The sequence below is a fragment of the Microbacterium sp. USHLN272 genome (assembly GCF_037149655.1).
GTDB lineage: Bacteria > Actinomycetota > Actinomycetes > Actinomycetales > Microbacteriaceae > Microbacterium > Microbacterium galbinum.
Genome location: NZ_JBBCRA010000001.1, coordinates 649,269 through 664,190 on the forward strand (window position 1 = coordinate 649,269; position 14,922 = coordinate 664,190).

General features: G+C 68.6%; 14 protein-coding genes and 1 tRNA gene. 6 read left to right on the forward strand and 9 right to left on the reverse strand.

Translation table 11 applies throughout. From position 1 onward, the window contains the following. Nucleotides 1-8: 8 nt before the first annotated feature. From WFJ97_RS03285 to leuC, 6 genes are all read right to left on the reverse strand, one after another. Entirely contained in the window at nt 9-1,091 is a 1,083-nt protein-coding gene (locus tag WFJ97_RS03285) for a D-alanine--D-alanine ligase family protein (RefSeq protein ID WP_247956064.1), read from the reverse strand. Then, nucleotides 997-2,130, reverse strand: a complete 1,134-nt coding sequence (locus WFJ97_RS03290; RefSeq protein WP_247632328.1) for an NAD(P)H-dependent glycerol-3-phosphate dehydrogenase — start codon at nt 2,128-2,130, stop codon at nt 997-999. The genes WFJ97_RS03285 and WFJ97_RS03290 overlap by 95 nt, the downstream gene beginning before the upstream one ends. Beyond that, complete coding sequence (locus tag WFJ97_RS03295) at nt 2,120-2,875, reverse strand: lysophospholipid acyltransferase family protein (RefSeq protein WP_336640466.1); 756 nt, start codon at nt 2,873-2,875, stop codon at nt 2,120-2,122. Before WFJ97_RS03295 ends, WFJ97_RS03290 begins: the two co-directional genes overlap by 11 nt. 5 nt (nt 2,876-2,880) lie before the next feature. Continuing rightward, the gene (gene murA / locus WFJ97_RS03300; RefSeq protein WP_247622634.1) at nt 2,881-4,248 is read right to left on the reverse strand and encodes a UDP-N-acetylglucosamine 1-carboxyvinyltransferase; all 1,368 of its coding nucleotides are present in this window, start codon (nt 4,246-4,248) and stop codon (nt 2,881-2,883) included. A 65-nt stretch (nt 4,249-4,313) separates the two neighbouring features. Next, entirely contained in the window at nt 4,314-4,910 is a 597-nt protein-coding gene (leuD, locus tag WFJ97_RS03305) for a 3-isopropylmalate dehydratase small subunit (RefSeq protein ID WP_336640467.1), read from the reverse strand. Nucleotides 4,911-4,912: 2 nt separating this feature from the next. Continuing rightward, complete coding sequence (gene leuC, locus WFJ97_RS03310) at nt 4,913-6,352, reverse strand: 3-isopropylmalate dehydratase large subunit (protein WP_247622636.1); 1,440 nt, start codon at nt 6,350-6,352, stop codon at nt 4,913-4,915. 187 nt (nt 6,353-6,539) lie between these two features. Here leuC and WFJ97_RS03315 point away from each other — a divergent pair, with 187 nt between their 5' ends. Both WFJ97_RS03315 and WFJ97_RS03320 read left to right on the forward strand, forming a co-directional pair. Beyond that, nucleotides 6,540-7,835: an O-acetylhomoserine aminocarboxypropyltransferase/cysteine synthase family protein gene (locus WFJ97_RS03315; RefSeq protein WP_336640468.1), complete on the forward strand. Its 1,296-nt coding sequence runs from the start codon at nt 6,540-6,542 to the stop codon at nt 7,833-7,835. Beyond that, entirely contained in the window at nt 7,832-9,145 is a 1,314-nt protein-coding gene (locus WFJ97_RS03320; RefSeq protein ID WP_336640469.1) for an LLM class flavin-dependent oxidoreductase, read from the forward strand. The genes WFJ97_RS03315 and WFJ97_RS03320 overlap by 4 nt, the downstream gene beginning before the upstream one ends. Before the next feature lie 17 nt (nt 9,146-9,162). On the opposite strand, the gene WFJ97_RS03325 is transcribed toward WFJ97_RS03320, so the two are convergent. Beyond that, nucleotides 9,163-9,660, reverse strand: coding sequence for a DUF427 domain-containing protein (locus WFJ97_RS03325; RefSeq protein ID WP_336640470.1), 498 nt, complete (start codon nt 9,658-9,660; stop codon nt 9,163-9,165). A gap of 53 nt (nt 9,661-9,713) precedes the next feature. Here WFJ97_RS03325 and WFJ97_RS03330 point away from each other — a divergent pair, with 53 nt between their 5' ends. Further along, entirely contained in the window at nt 9,714-10,310 is a 597-nt protein-coding gene (locus WFJ97_RS03330) for an LON peptidase substrate-binding domain-containing protein (protein WP_247956059.1), read from the forward strand. Between the two features lie 28 nt (nt 10,311-10,338). On the opposite strand, the gene WFJ97_RS03335 is transcribed toward WFJ97_RS03330, so the two are convergent. Continuing rightward, a complete protein-coding gene (locus WFJ97_RS03335) occupies nt 10,339-11,343 on the reverse strand; it encodes a TerC/Alx family metal homeostasis membrane protein (protein ID WP_247622641.1) in 1,005 nt (334 codons plus the stop codon). 241 nt (nt 11,344-11,584) lie between these two features. Here WFJ97_RS03335 and WFJ97_RS03340 point away from each other — a divergent pair, with 241 nt between their 5' ends. From WFJ97_RS03340 to WFJ97_RS03350, 3 genes are all read left to right on the forward strand, one after another. Then, nucleotides 11,585-12,142 carry an RNA polymerase sigma factor gene (locus tag WFJ97_RS03340; RefSeq protein ID WP_336640471.1) on the forward strand — a complete coding sequence of 186 codons (558 nt, stop codon included), beginning with the start codon at nt 11,585-11,587 and terminating at the stop codon, nt 12,140-12,142. Next, nucleotides 12,139-13,263 carry a DUF4349 domain-containing protein gene (locus WFJ97_RS03345; protein ID WP_336640472.1) on the forward strand — a complete coding sequence of 375 codons (1,125 nt, stop codon included), beginning with the start codon at nt 12,139-12,141 and terminating at the stop codon, nt 13,261-13,263. Before WFJ97_RS03340 ends, WFJ97_RS03345 begins: the two co-directional genes overlap by 4 nt. A 117-nt stretch (nt 13,264-13,380) precedes the next feature. Further along, nucleotides 13,381-14,697 carry an acyltransferase gene (locus WFJ97_RS03350; protein ID WP_336640473.1) on the forward strand — a complete coding sequence of 439 codons (1,317 nt, stop codon included), beginning with the start codon at nt 13,381-13,383 and terminating at the stop codon, nt 14,695-14,697. Between the two features lie 59 nt (nt 14,698-14,756). Here the strand turns inward: WFJ97_RS03350 and WFJ97_RS03355 are convergent. Then, nucleotides 14,757-14,829 (reverse strand) — tRNA-Glu (locus tag WFJ97_RS03355). Nucleotides 14,830-14,922: the final 93 nt, after the last annotated feature.

The following is a 14,922-nucleotide window of genomic DNA, read 5'->3' on the forward strand; positions in this document are numbered from 1 at the left end:
GTCGCCGATCAGCGGCGCAGGCCCGCCTCGATGAGCTCCGAGATCAGGTCGCCGTAGCTGAGACCGGAGGCCACCCAGCACTTCGGGAACATCGAGATCGGGGTGAACCCCGGCATCGTGTTGAGCTCGTTGACGACGAGGTCGCCCTCCGGAGTGAGGAACATGTCGACGCGCGCCAACCCGCGACCGTCGACGGCCTCGAACGCGCTCACACCCGCGCTCTGGATCGCCGCGATCTCGGCATCCGTGAGCACGGCCGGGCACACGACGTCGACGCCGTCTCCCCCGAGGTACTTGCCCTCGAAGTCGTAGAACCCGCGCGAGGTCAGCACGATCTCGCCGGGCAGCGATGCGCGCACGCCGTCGGCGCCTTCGAGCACCGCCACCTCGATCTCACGTCCGCTGACGCCGGTCTCGATCAGTACCTTGTCGTCTTCGGCGAACGCGATCGCGAGCGCCGCGTCGAGTTCGTCCAGCGCCTCCACCTTCGACACGCCGACGCTCGAACCCGCACGCGCGGGCTTGACGAACAGCGGGAGGCCCAGTTCGGCAGCCTGTGCGCGCACCTGCGCGGCATCCTGCTCCCATGCACGGCGCCGAACCGTGACCCAGGGCGCCACGACGATGCCGGCTGCCTGCAGCGCGATCTTCATGAAGTGCTTGTCCATGCAGAGCGCCGAGTCGAGCACACCGCCACCGGCATACGGCACCTCGAGGGTGTCGAAGTACCCCTGGATCGTGCCGTCCTCTCCGTGCGGGCCGTGGAGGATCGGGAGAACCACGTCGATCTCACCGAGACCGTCGATCGTTCCGTCGACACGGACGACGCGCAGCGTGCGGTCTCCGCCGGGTTCGGGCCACAGCACGCGGGTGCCGTTGTCGACCACCTCAGGGAGGTGAGCGGCGTCGAGCGGGAACTTGGCCGGGTCGTCGTCCTCGAGAACGAAGGCGCCCTCGCGGGTGATCCCGACGGGGATCACGTCGTAGCGACCGCGATCAATCGCGCCCAGCACTCCGCCCGCCGTTGCGGAACTGATCGAATGCTCGCTGGAGCGCCCTCCGAACAGCACCACCACCGTCTGCTTGTCCATGGTTGGTCCTCTCCCCCTGCGGGGTGTCGTCGTCCGTCGTCAGGTGGGGTGCGATGTCGCGCGGGCTCATCTTGCCGTCGAGCACCATCTTCACCTGTTCGACGATGGGCATGTGCACCTCGGACTCGCGTGCCAGCTGCAGGATCGGCGCGACGGACGCGAGTCCCTCGGCGGTCTGCTGCATCTGCTTGACGACGTCCTGGAAGCTGTACCCCTGGCCGAGCAGACGCCCGGCCGTGTTGTTGCGGCTCAACGGCGACTGGCAGGTCGCGATCAGATCGCCCAGTCCCGCCAGCCCCTGGAGGGTTTCCGGGTGCGCACCGTTGGCGACCGCGAAGTCGGTCATCTCGACCAGTCCGCGGGTGATGATCGACGCCTTCGTGTTCTCGCCGTAGCCGACGCCGTCGACGATCCCGATCGCGACGGCGATGAGGTTCTTGAGCACTCCGCCGAACTCGGTGCCGATCACATCGGTGTTCACGAAGGTGCGGAAGTAGTCGTTGCGCGCGGCGCGGGCGACCGTCTCGGCCGTCTCCTGACTACGCGACGAGATGACGGCGGCCGTCGGCTGCTCCCGAGCGATCTCAAGCGCGAGGTTGGGTCCCGAAGCGACGGCCACTCGGTCGGGATCGCAGCGGAGCTCCTGCTGGATGACCTGGCTCATGCGCAGTCCGGTGCCGCGCTCGACGCCCTTCATGAGGCTGACGATCTTGGCGTCCGATCCGGCGAGCAGCGGCCGCAACGCCTTCAGGTTCTCGCGCAGGGATTGGCTGGGCACGGACAGGTAGACCTGATCGACGCCCTCGAGCGCGGTCGCGAGCTCATGCGTCGCGGCCATCGACCGCGGAAGGTTGATGCCGGGGAGGTATCGCGAGTTGCGCTTGGCCTCGTTGATCTCCTGCGCCAGCTCGGCGCGGCGTGCCCACATGGTGACCTGGGCGCCGCCGTCGGCGAGGATCTTGCCGAAGGTCGTGCCCCAGCTGCCGGCGCCGATCACGGCGACGCGCGGCCCCTGGTGCGTCGTTCGCTTAGGAGTCAAGGCGCCCCGTCTCCTTCTGACCGTGCGTCGACGGGTTCCAGCGCTCGGCGGGGGCCTTCTCGTCGCGCAGCTCTTCGAGCAGAACGGTGATCGCGTTCATCAACCGCGTGGTGGCCTCGTTCAGGGCGGCCTGGTCGCCGCCACGCCCCTGGAGGTCGGAGACGTCGACGGGGTCGCCGACGATCACGTCCACGGGCTTCCGGAGCGGCCAGAGGCTCAGCCCCTTCTGGTACCGGCCCATAATCTCCTGGGTGCCCCACTGGGCCATCGGGATCAGCGGGATGCCGTCGGTCAGGGCCAGGCGGACCGCGCCGGACTTACCGCGCATGGGCCACAGGTCGGGATCGCGGGTGAGGGTGCCCTCGGGGTAGACGATGACCCCGCGACCGTGCTCGACGATCTCCTTCGACTGCAGCATCGTCTGCTTGGCCGCCGTGGCCGACGATGCCCGCGCCACGGGGATCATCCCCGTCCTGCGCAGGATCCATCCGAGAACCGGCACACGGAAGAGGCTCTCCTTCGCCATGAACCTCGGTGCGCGTCCGATCCGCCACACGGCGACCGCCACGATCAGCGGATCGAACTCCGAATAGTGGTTCGGCGCGAGCACGTACGCCCCGTCGCGCGGGAGCTTCTCCGGGTTCCTCACCCGGATCTTCGCGATCAACGAGACGAGCGGGAGGACGATCACTGCGACCGGCCAGAAGATGCTGGGCCGCGTCGTCTCCGGCGACCTGTTGCGCATCGGCGTCACCGGAGGACGTCGAAGTCGGCGCCGAGCGCGTCGAGCTTCGCGAGGAACTTCTCGTAGCCGCGGCTGAGGATGTCGACCCCCGAGACCTTGGACTCGCCGGAAGCGGTGAGCGCCGCGATCACGTGGCTGTACCCTCCCCGGAGGTCGGGCACGACGATGTCGGCGCCGTGCAGCGGGGTCGGCCCCGTGATGACGGCGGCCTGCTCGAGGTCGCGGCGCGGCACGCGGCGCGGTCCGGCCTGCAGCCCGCGCGGGTGGACGACGATGTCGGCGCCCATCTTCACGAGCGCCTCGGTGAAGCCCATGCGGTTCTCGTACACCGTCTCGTGCACGACCGACCGGCCGTTGGCCTGGGTGAGGGCGACCACGAGCGGCTGCTGCCAGTCGGTCATGAAGCCGGGGTGGACGTCGGTCTCGACGACCACGGGGCGCAGCTCGCCTTCACGACGGAAGAGGATGCCGTCCTCCTGGATGTCGAACCATCCGCCCGCCTTGCGGAAGACGTTGAGGAAGGTCAGCATCTCCTGCTGCTTCGCGCCGCCGACGAAGATCTCGCCGTCGGTCGCCAGAGCGGCGGAGGCCCAGGAAGCCGCCTCGTTGCGGTCGAAGATCGACCGGTGGTCGTAGCCGCGGAGCTTCTCGACGCCCTCGATGACGATGACCCGGTTGGGCTCGTACGAGATGATCGCGCCCATCTTCTGGAGCACGGCGATGAGATCCATGATCTCGGGCTCGATCGCGGCGTTGCGCAGCTCCGTCACGCCCTCCGCTCGCACGGCCGTCAGCAGGACCTGCTCGGTCGCGCCGACGCTCGGGTACGGGAGGTGGATATTCGCGCCGTGCAGGCGACCGTTGGGGGTCGACAGACGGATGCCGCTGGGGAGCTTCTCGACGACGGCGCCGAACTTGCGGAGCGCGTCGAGGTGGAAGTCGATGGGGCGGTCGCCGATGCGGCACCCGCCGAGGTCGGGGATGAACGCCTGACCGAGACGGTGCAGGAGCGGGCCGCAGAAGAGGATCGGGATGCGCGATGCACCGGCGTGGGCGTCGATCTCCTCGAAGTGGGCCGACTCGACGTCGCTCGGGTCGAAGACGAGCGCACCGGGCTCGTCGCCCTCGGACACGCGCACGCCGTGCACCTCGAGGAGGGAGCGGACGACCGCGACGTCGCTGATCGCGGGCACGTCGCGGAGGGTGCTGACGGTCTCACCGAGGAGGGAGGCGACCATCGCCTTGGTGGCGAGGTTCTTCGCCCCCTTGACGTCGACGCGGCCGCGCAGCGGGCGTCCGCCTCGAATCGCGAGGACGTCTCCGGTGAGTGCGGGGACTCCGTCCGGAAGAGCGTCGCGCACGGGTGTCGTCATTCGGAGCCTCACTTCAGTTCACTGTGTTCGGGGCGGGTGCCCCTCAGCCACCCGCCTCCACCGCGTTACTGAACGGGAAGGGTCCGGGGCCGCCACGACTCGCGACGGGCCTCGAACTGCGCGATCTTGTCTTCGTTGCGCAGCGTGAGCCCGATGTCATCGAGCCCTTCGAGGAGCCGCCATCTAGTGTAATCGTCGATACCGATGTCGGCCTGGATGTCGCCGATCGACGCGGTGCGCGCCTCGAGGTCGACGGTCATCCGAACCCCGGGATTCCGCTCGATCTCGGCCCAGAAACGCTCGAGATCCTCTTCGGAGATCGTTGCGGCGAGCAAGCCCTGCTTACCCGAGTTGCCGCGGAAGATGTCGGCGAAGCGCGGGCTGAGCACGACTGTGAAGCCGAAGTCGCGCAGCGCCCAGACGGCGTGCTCACGGCTCGAGCCTGTGCCGAAATCGGGGCCGGCCAGCAGCACGGAGGCGCCCTGATACGACGGCTGGTTGAGCACGAACTCGGGGTCCTGCCGCCAGCCGTGGAACAGCGCGTCCTCGAAGCCGGTCTTGGTGACCCGCTTGAGGAAGACGGCGGGGATGATCTGGTCGGTGTCGACGTTCGACCGCTTCAGAGGAGCGGCGATGCCGGTGTGGGTGGTGAACTTCTCCATGATCAGACCTCCAGATCGCTCGGGCTCGACAGGGTTCCGCGGATGGCCGTGGCCGCCGCGACGAGGGGCGACACGAGGTGCGTGCGCCCGCCCTTGCCCTGCCTGCCTTCGAAGTTGCGGTTCGAGGTCGATGCGCAGCGCTCCCCCGGTGCCAGCTGGTCGGGGTTCATGCCCAGGCACATCGAGCACCCGGCGAAACGCCACTCGGCGCCGAAGTCCTTGATGATCCGGTCGAGGCCCTCGGCCTCGGCCTCGAGGCGTACACGCGCCGAGCCCGGCACCACCATCACGCGCACCCCGTCCGCCTTCTTCTTGCCCTCGATGATCGATGCGAAGGCGCGCAGGTCCTCGATGCGGCTGTTCGTGCACGACCCCATGAAGACGGCATCCACCGGCACCTCCTTGAGAGGCGTCCCCGGCGTGAGGTCCATGTACTCGAGTGCGCGCTCCGCGGCGGCGCGCTCGTTCGGATCGGTGATCGCGGCGGGATCCGGCACCGCCGCCGAGAGCGAACTTCCCTGCCCGGGGTTGGTGCCCCAGGTCACGAACGGCTCGAGGTCGTCGGCGTCGATGAACACCTCGGCGTCGAAGGCGGCCCCGTCGTCGGAGGGCAACGTGCGCCAGTAGGCGACGGCATCCTCCCAGTCCTGACCCTTCGGCGCGTGCGGACGACCCTCGAGGTAGTCGAAGGTCGTCTGGTCGGGCGCGACCATCCCGGCGCGGGCACCTGCCTCGATCGACATGTTGCAGATCGTCATGCGCCCCTCCATCGAGAGGGCGCGGATCGCGCTGCCGCGGTACTCGAGCACGTAGCCCTGGCCACCGCCGGTGCCGATCTTCGCGATCACGGCAAGGATGATGTCCTTGGCGGTGACGCCGGGTCGCAGCGTTCCCTCGACGTTGATGGCCATCGTCTTGAACGGCTTCAGGGGCAGCGTCTGGGTCGCCATGACGTGCTCGACCTCGCTCGTACCGATGCCGAAGGCCATGGCGCCGAAGGCACCGTGGGTCGAGGTGTGCGAGTCGCCGCAGACGACCGTGATGCCCGGCATGGTGAGTCCGAGTTGCGGGCCGACCACGTGGACGATCCCCTGCTCGGCGTCTCCCAGGGAGTGCAGGCGGACTCCGAACTCGGCGGCGTTGCGGCGCAGCGTCTCGATCTGCGTGCGGCTGGTGAGATCGGCGATCGGCTTGTCGATCTCCCACGTCGGAGTGTTGTGGTCCTCCGTGGCGATCGTGAGGTCGAGGCGGCGCAGCGGCCGCCCTTCCGAGCGCAGGCCGTCGAAGGCCTGCGGACTGGTGACCTCGTGCACGAGGTGCAGATCGATGTAGATGAGATCCGGCTCACCGTTCTCGCCCTTGACGACCAGGTGGTCGTCCCAGACCTTCTCGGCCAGGGTTCTCGGGCGTGAGGAATCGACGTCGACTGCGGGGGTGTTCATGGCTCTTCTCCTGAAGCTGGCGGTTCGGCCCACGATGGACTCCGCGACGAGGAGGGGCTCAGAACGAGGTCTCGTCGCGGCCGCTAAGAAGGAGCACGATCCGCATGACGTCAGGTTACCACCGCTTCGGCGCCCGATGACGCGCCGTGACACTCTACTGTTCACCCGAATCATCGAGAGGCATCGCATGACCGCCGACAACGCCCGCTTCGCGACTCGCGCCGTGCACGCCGCGAGGACGCGAGACTCCGCCGCTGCGCGCGCGACGCCGATCTACCTGACCGCCGGCTTCGAGTTCGACGACTTCGATCACGCCGCCGATCACTTCGGCACCGGAGCCGGCTTCGGCTACACCCGCACGGGCAATCCGACCGTTCGGGCCGTGGAGCGGCAGATCGCCGCGCTCGAGTCCGGGGCGGATGCCCTGCTCGTCGCGAGCGGTCAGGCGGCGGTCGTGACCGCCCTTCTGACGGTCGCGGGCGCAGGCGACCACATCGTCTCGTCGACGCACATCTACGAGGGAAGTCGCGGACTCTTCCTCGACAATCTCTCCCGCTTGGGGATCGAGACGACGTTCGTCGACGACATCGCCGATCCGGATGCCTGGCGCGCCGCCATCCGTCCGAACACCCGGGCCCTGTTCGCCGAGTCGATCGCCAACGCCCGCAACGACATCCTCGACATCGCCGTGGTGAGCGCGGTCGCCGACGAGTCGGCCATCCCCTTGATCGTGGACAACACGCTCGCGACGCCGTTCCTCGTGCGTCCGCTCGAGCACGGAGCGGCGATCGTGGTGCACTCCGCCTCGAAGTTCCTGGCCGGGCACGGCTCGGTGCTCGGCGGTGTGATCGTCGACGACGGCCGCTTCGACCCGGCGGTCGCCGGACACAATGCTCCCCATCTCGTTCTCCCGGGCCGCAACGGCGAGCCGAGTGTCGCCGCACGGCACGGTGGGAACGCGCGGATCGCGTACGCCCGGGAGAGCGTGGCTCCTCGATTCGGCGCCTCTCCCTCCCCGCTCAACGCCTTCCTCATCGGTCAGGGCGTCGAGACGCTCGGACTGCGGGTCGAACGGCAGTCGCACAACGCCCAAGCGGTCGCCGAGTGGCTGTCGGAGCATCCCGACGTCGAGCGGGTGGACTACGCCGGTCTCCCCACCCACCCCGATCACGCGACCGCGGCGCGCTATCTCCAGGGCGGGTTCGGCTCCATCTTCACCGTCACCCTCCGCGGAGGCCTCCCCGCCGCACGCGACTTCGTCGAGAGCGTCGGCGTCTTCATCCACATGACGCACATCGGCGACGTCCGCTCCCTGGTGCTGCATCCGGGCACGACCAGCCACTCCCACCGCACCGAGGACGAGCGCCTCGCCCTCGGCGTGCACCCGGGTACCCTGCGCATCTCGATCGGCATCGAGGACATCGACGACCTCATCGCCGATCTGTCGCGCGTGCTCGAGACCGTTCGGGAGGTCGTCGCATGAGCCGCCCGCAGCACTTCGGCTGGTTCCTCGCGCGCGGCTTCGGACCGCAGGGCTGGGGCTACCCGTCGCTCGATTGGGACTACGACTGGACACGACCCGAGATCTACCAGGAAGCTGCGCGCACGCTCGAGCAGGCCGGATTCGATCTGGTGATCATCGAGGACGGCCCCTCGCTCGGATCGCCCTCGACCATCGATCTGCGGGTGCGCCACGCCTTCGGTGGGCCCAAGCACGACCCTCTGCTGCTCGCCCCCTACCTGTTCCAGGCGACGAAGCATCTCGGCGTGGTGCCCACGGTGAATCCCGCGGCGTCCCTGCCGTTCACGTCGGCCCGCCAGTTCGCCACGCTCCAGCATCTGAGCGGACATCGCCTCGGTCTCAACGTCGTCACCGACACCGGGAGCGCCCGTCACTTCTCCGGCGCGGCGCAGCTCGGGCACGACGAGGCCTACGACCGCGCGGAGGAATGGCTCGACGGCATCCGCGCGCTCTGGCGCAGCTGGGACGACGGAGCCCTCGTGCTCGATCGTGACAGCGACGTCTATGCCGACGGCTCGAAGCTGCGCCCGGTACAGCACCGCGGCGAGTACTACTCCTTCGACGGGCCGCTCAACGCGATCCCCTTCACCGACGGCGAACCGGCGATCGTGTCGCCGGGCGGGTCGGGCCGCGGCCTCGGCTTCGCGGGCGCGAACTCCGATGTGCAGCTCGCGCTCGCGCCACTGAACGAGAAGTCGGTGCGCGCGTATCGGAAGAAGATCCACGATGCGGCGATCGAACGCGGACGCCGCCCGGAGGACATCAAAATCCTGTTCGCCATCCAGCCCGTCATCGTCTCGTCGCCCGAGGAAGCGGACCGGATCGTCGCCGCCTCGGCCCATCCCGATGACGCCGCCCTCGAGCAGATCGCGCGCAAGCAGTCGAGCGACCTCGAGACCGATCTCACCGGACTCGACCTCGATCGCCCGCTCGATCTGTCGATCTTCGGCGCACACGTGTCACGCGGAAGCATCCAGCGGCTGATCGGCGACCGCGGCGAGGACGCCCCCCTGCGCGCGCACCTCACCGCCCTCGTCCGCGCCGGACGCATCAGCGATCGGAGCGGCTTCGTGGGTACGGCGGAGGAGTTCGCCGACCTGATCGAGGAGCTCGGCGAGTGGGGCAACGACGGCGTACTGCTCTGGGGCGATTTCCACCCGGTGACCCTGCACCGCACGCTCGACGAGCTGGTGCCGATCCTCCGTCGGCGCGGCATCCTGCGCCGTGAGTACGCGGACGGCGGGCTGCAGGCGAACCTGCGGGCGTTCTGATCGTCGGCGGGCGGGAACTACCAGCCCATCGAGCCCGGGATCCCCTTGAACGGACCCACGACGGCGGACGTGACCCAGCCTCCGTAGAAACCACCCGGCTGCGGGACGACGATCTCTCCGCCGACCGTGCACTCGTCCATGGGCCCGGCGTACACGGCGACGCGATCCTCGAGCGCTTCGAAACCCCGCGTCGGAGCCGGGTAGTTCCATGCGGCGCCCGCGCGCACGACACCTCCGCCGTGGACATCGAGATAGCGCGCTGCACCCTTGAACTCGCAGAACGACGAACCGGCCGCGTCAGTGAGCGCACCCGGTGCGAAGTCGGCGATCGGGAGGTAGTAGACCGGCGGGTGGCTCGTCTCGAGCACTCTCATCGCCCGGTGGGTGTCCGCGATCAGTTCGCCACCGAGCCGGATCGTCACGCGTGCCGCCACCGCTTCCACTCGAGGCGGTCGCGGGTAGTCCCACACCGATTCCTGGCCGGGCGCGGGAGTGACGGGGAGCGGTCTGCGCATCTCTTCACTGTACGTCGCTGGCCTCCGCGCGGCGCGGGGTGTTGACTGATCCCATGAACCCGATGCCGATGTTCCCCCTCGGTTCGGTGCTGTTCCCGTACACCCCGCTCCCGCTCCGCGTGTTCGAGACCCGCTATCTCACCATGATCGGGCGGCTGCTCGACGAAGAGGATCCGGAGTTCGGCGTCGTGCTGATCGAGCGCGGCGCCGAGGCGGGCGGTGGCGATCAGCGCAGTCGCGTCGGAACCCTGGCGCGGCTCGTCAGCGTGTCCGCCGACACCGAGGTGCTGCATGCGCTCGCCGTCGGCACGGAACGTTTCCTGGTCGAGCAGTGGCTCGACGACGACCCGCATCCACGGGCCGCACTGACCCCGCTCCCCACTCTGGAGTGGCACGACGGATTGACTCCCCTGCTCGCCGAGGGCGAGTCGATCGTGCGGCGCGTGCTCGCCCGCGCACCCGAGGCCCGCTGGGATCCGAACACCGAACTCTCCGACGATCCCCTCGCCGCGTCCTGGCAGCTCGCCGCGATCGCCCCGCTCGGCGAGTACGACCGCTATTCGCTTCTGCAGTCGGAATCGGTCGGGGCACTGCTCCGTCAGACGATCGACGCCACCCTCGACGCGGAGATCCTCTGGTCGGCGGAGTGATCCGCGCCCGAGTCGCGTCTCTCCGGGATCACTCCGCGGGCGGTGCCACCTTCTGCGCCCGCTTCTCCCGCGAAGCCGCGATCAGGCTCGCGATGGTCGCCACGGTCATCGAGACCAGGATGACTCCGAGCGAGACCATGTTGTCGATGTCGGGCACCCATTCCACGTGCTCACCGCCGTTGATAAACGGCAGCTCGTTGACGTGCAGCGCGTGCAGGATCAGCTTGATGCCGATGAACCCGAGGATCACCGCGATGCCGTAATGGAGGTAACGCAGGCGGTCGAGCAGGTCACCGAGCAGGAAGTACAGCTGACGCAGGCCCATGAGAGCGAAGATGTTCGCCGAGAACACGAGGAACCCGTTCGTCGTGATCTCGAAGATCGCGGGGATCGAATCGATCGCGAAGATCAGGTCGGTCACTCCGATCGTGATGAACACGATGATCATCGGGGTCCACATGCGCTTGCCGTCGACGGTCGTGCGGATCTTGGATCCGTCGTACGTCTCGCTGATGTCGATCCGGCGGCGCAGCAGGCGCACGATGAAGTTCTCGCGCTGCACCTCGCCGTCGTGGTCGCCCTCGGGCATCGCCTGGCGGATCGCCGTCCACACGAGGAAGGCGCCGAAGATGTAGAAGATCGGGGAGAAGTTCTCGATGATCGTGACGCCGACGAGGATGAAGGCACCGCGCAGGAGCAGCGCGATGATGATGCCCACCATGAGGACCTGCTGCTGCAGACGCCGCGGCACGGCGAACTGGGCCATGATCAGCACGAAGACGAAGAGGTTGTCGACCGAGAGGCTGTACTCCAGCGCCCACCCGGTGATGAAGTCGCCGGCGTTCTGCCACCCGCCGACGTTGCCCAGGAGGAGGGCGAACAGCAGGGCGAGCCCGACGTAGAAGACGACCCACAGGGTCGACTCCTTCGTGGAGGGGATGTGCGGCCGGAGCCGGATGAGCAGGAGGTCGCCGATGAGGATGACCGTGAGGACGATCATCGAGGTGATCTCGAACCAGAGAGGGATTTCCACGGGGAACGACAGCTTTCGCGAAGGGTCTAGAAGGATCGAGAGTCTCTCCCCCGCACACGGTGCGTCGCGCGCCCGGAGCAGCGGCCTTGGTGCTCGTGATGACGTTACGCGCGGATCCGGGATACTCCCCCTCGCAGACGCAATGCTATCGGAGCGCCGACGATATCGGCGCGCGGAGGATTCTGAGACGATGGGGCATCCCTCGACACTCTCCGGGTGAGAGACACCGAACGGAATCAGGATGCCTACGCAGACGAGTGATCAGAGATGGGCGGCGCAGGCCGCGTCGGGTGACGAGAGCGCCTTCCGCGAGCTGTACCGCGCACATGTCCGACCCGTGTACTGGATCGCCTACGGCATCCTCTCCTCCCCCGCGGATGCCGAGGACATCGCCCAGGAGACCTTCCTGGTCGCCTGGCGCAAGCTCCCCGCACTCGACCTCCAGGGCGAGTCGATCCTGCCGTGGCTCGCGACGATCTGCCGCTTCCAGGCGGCGAATCGCCTGCGGCAGCGGCGGCGGGATCAGGCGCACACCTCCGACGCGCTCGATGACTCCCTCCCCGACACGGTGAACGTCGAGGAGCAGGTCATCACGGCGGCGCTCGCGGCTCGGATCGCCGATGAGGTGGGAAACCTCAGCGAGATCGATCGCGAGATCTTCCGCCTCTGCGCCACCGAGGGGTACGCCTATCAGGCGGCCGCGGAGGAGCTGGGTGTGAGTCACGCCGTCGTTCGGAACCGTCTCTCCCGAGTGCGCACCCAGTTGCGGGGCGCCGTCCAGGAAGCGAGAGACGCATGAACGACCAGACCACCCCGGAAGAGCTGCCCGAGCTGTCGGATGAGGCGGTCACGCGCATCGAGAACGCCGTGTTCGCCCAGATCGCCGAGGAGCGCGCTCCCGGCCCGGCCCCGCAGGTGGCCCCTGCGCGTGCCGGAGCGCGCCGCCGTCGCTGGCTGACCGGTGTCGGCGTCGCCGCGGCCTTCGCGGTCGGCGTGCTGGTGACGCCCCCGATCCTCGGCGTCGTCGGTTCCGGCGGCGCCTCGAGCACGGCCGATGGCTTCAGCTCGCCCGCCGTCGATGCGCCCGTCCCGGGTGTCGCGATGCCCGAGCAGGGTGTCTCCGGCGATCGCAGTGCGAGCCTCGACAGCGCCGCCGAATCGAGTTCGCTCGCGAGCGGAGACGTCGCCACGGCCGACCGCGAGATCATCGCGAACGCGAACGCCACGCTCGAGGTGGAGGACATCGCGGATGCCGCGGACGCCATCAGCGCGCTGGCCGAGGAGCACGGCGGGTACGTCGAGAGCACCGAGGTCGGCAAGGCCCTGGCCGTCGACGGCGCGTCGGAGCCCGCTCCGGCGGATTCGGGGTACGGGTGGATCAGCATCCGCGTACCGTCCGCCGACCTGGCGGCGGTCATCGCCGAGCTCGACGAATCCGGGGAGGTGCTGTCGTCGTCGATCTCCCGCCAGGACGTCACCGACGTCGCCGTGGATCTCCGGGCGCGTGTCGACGCGACGAAGGCCTCGGTCCAGCGGCTCACCGAACTCATGGCGCAGACGGGATCCGTCTCGGAGCTCATCGAGGCCGAGGTCGCGCTGACCGACCGCCAGGCGCAACTCGAGTCCTACGAGCAGCAGCTCGCCGCGCTCGACGACCAGGTCGCGATGTCCAGCCTCCAGGTGCAGCTGACCCGGACCGCCACGACGACGACCGCCGATCCCGCGGGGTTCGGTGACGGGCTGTGGGCGGGGTGGAACGGGCTCATCGTCTCGCTCAACGCTCTCGTGATCGCCGTCGGCTTCCTCCTCCCCTGGGCCGCGATCGCCGGCGCCGTGGTGCTCGTGATCTGGCTCATCCGTCGGGCACGCCGGATGCGACGAGACGCTGCGACGGCTGCGGCATCCGACGTCGAGGCCTGACCGACGCTCGAACCCGAAGGGGCGCCCGCATACTCTGCGGGTGCCCCTTCGGGGCTTTCTGCACAGGTGACGGCACGGGCACCTGGGCGACGGCCTCGCGGCGCTAGAGTCTTCGGCATGACTCGCGCCGCCGCCGACACGACGACCCGCACCGTCCCCGCCGGACGAGACCTCACGCTCGACCTCGCACGCGTGGCGTGCGTGCTCCTCGTGGTCTTCGTGCACATCCTGTTCACCGGGGTCGGCCGAGGCTCGGACGGATCTCTGGTGATCGAGAAGACCGTCGAGCTGCAGTCCTGGTTCGTCGCCGGCACGTGGATCGTCAACATCATGCCGCTGTTCTTCGTCGTCGGCGGATACGCGGCGCGCGCGGGATGGCGCTCCGCGACCGCCCGAGGAGAGACGGCCGACGGTTTCGTGCGCGTGCGGCTCGCCCGGCTCGCCCGCCCCACACTCCCGGTCTTCGTGTTCTTCACGGTCGCCCTGGGCGTCACACGGCTGATCGACCTCGATCCCGCTTTCGTGGACTCGATCGCGATCGGCGTCGGCTCACCGCTGTGGTTCCTCGCCGCGTATCTGATCGCTCAGGCGTGCGCGCCGTTCATGATGCGTCTGCACGAGCGGTTCGGCGCGCGCGTACTCGTCGTGCTGCTGCTCGCCGGCTTCGCGGTCGACGCCTTCCGGTTCTTGGTTCTCGGCGAGCTGCTGGGCATCGATCGCGTGCCGCCGACGGGGTACGGCTTCGGCCAGGAGATCTTCGGCATCCCGAACATCGTCTTCATCTGGCTGTTCGCGCAGCAGGTGGGCTTCTTCCTCTACGACGGCTGGTTCGCACGGCGCAGTCGGTGGCAGCTCGCGACGATCTTCGTGGCCGGCTACGGCGCTCTCTGGGCGCTCGTCGCGATCGCGGGATATCCCGCGAGCATGCTCACGAACCAGTGGCCTCCGACCGCGCCGATGGCGCTACTGGCGATCGTGCAGGCTGCGGGGCTGACGCTCCTGCGCCAGCCGCTGACGGCTCTCATGCGCACGCGACCGGCGCAGGGCGCGGTCTTCCTGATCGGTTCCCGCCTGATGACGATCTACCTCTGGCACTTCCCGGTGATCCTCGTGCTCATCGGGATCGAGCTGCTGCTGCCCCTGCCGATGCCCACCCCCGGAAGCGCCGCATGGTGGTGGACGCGTCCGGTGTTCTTCGCGATCGTCCTCGGCGCCGTGTGGCTGGCATCGCTGTGGCTCGTGCGCTTCGAGAAGGCTCCGCGGCAGACACCCGCGCGCTTCCCCTCCCCGGCAGCGACGACCGTCGCGGTGCTCGTGTTCGTCTCCCCGGTGATCGGCATCACGATGTACGGGCTCGACTTCCCGCTCGCCGCGGCGGCTCTGGTGACGACGGCGGTCGCGCTGTGGCTGACCGGCGCGAAGCGCGCGACCTGAGACCAGACGTCGACGCACGAAGAAGGCCCCCGGAGAACCGGGGGCCTTCTCTTGTTGTGTGACCCCAGCGGGATTCGAACCCGCGTTACCGCCGTGAGAGGGCGGCGTACTAGGCCGCTATACGATGGGGCCGTCTGCGTTTCGTTTCCGTCGCGCGACAACCGTTCAAGTATGCCACGGCATTTCTCACGACGCCAAATCGAGGCCTCGGCATCGCGTCGCCCG

Excerpts from the sequence above, each read along its gene's own strand:
- WFJ97_RS03285 (WP_247956064.1), bottom strand. The coding sequence starts at position 1,091 with ATGGACAAGCAGACGGTGGTGGTGCTGTTCGGAGGGCGCTCCAGCGAG.
- WFJ97_RS03295 (WP_336640466.1), bottom strand. The coding sequence starts at position 2,875 with ATGCGCAACAGGTCGCCGGAGACGACGCGGCCCAGCATCTTCTGGCCG.
- murA (WP_247622634.1), bottom strand. The coding sequence starts at position 4,248 with ATGACGACACCCGTGCGCGACGCTCTTCCGGACGGAGTCCCCGCACTC.
- leuD (WP_336640467.1), bottom strand. The coding sequence starts at position 4,910 with ATGGAGAAGTTCACCACCCACACCGGCATCGCCGCTCCTCTGAAGCGG.
- leuC (WP_247622636.1), bottom strand. The coding sequence starts at position 6,352 with ATGAACACCCCCGCAGTCGACGTCGATTCCTCACGCCCGAGAACCCTG.
- WFJ97_RS03315 (WP_336640468.1), top strand. The coding sequence starts at position 6,540 with ATGACCGCCGACAACGCCCGCTTCGCGACTCGCGCCGTGCACGCCGCG.
- WFJ97_RS03320 (WP_336640469.1), top strand. The coding sequence starts at position 7,832 with ATGAGCCGCCCGCAGCACTTCGGCTGGTTCCTCGCGCGCGGCTTCGGA.
- WFJ97_RS03325 (WP_336640470.1), bottom strand. The coding sequence starts at position 9,660 with ATGCGCAGACCGCTCCCCGTCACTCCCGCGCCCGGCCAGGAATCGGTG.
- WFJ97_RS03330 (WP_247956059.1), top strand. The coding sequence starts at position 9,714 with ATGAACCCGATGCCGATGTTCCCCCTCGGTTCGGTGCTGTTCCCGTAC.
- WFJ97_RS03340 (WP_336640471.1), top strand. The coding sequence starts at position 11,585 with ATGCCTACGCAGACGAGTGATCAGAGATGGGCGGCGCAGGCCGCGTCG.
- WFJ97_RS03345 (WP_336640472.1), top strand. The coding sequence starts at position 12,139 with ATGAACGACCAGACCACCCCGGAAGAGCTGCCCGAGCTGTCGGATGAG.
- WFJ97_RS03350 (WP_336640473.1), top strand. The coding sequence starts at position 13,381 with ATGACTCGCGCCGCCGCCGACACGACGACCCGCACCGTCCCCGCCGGA.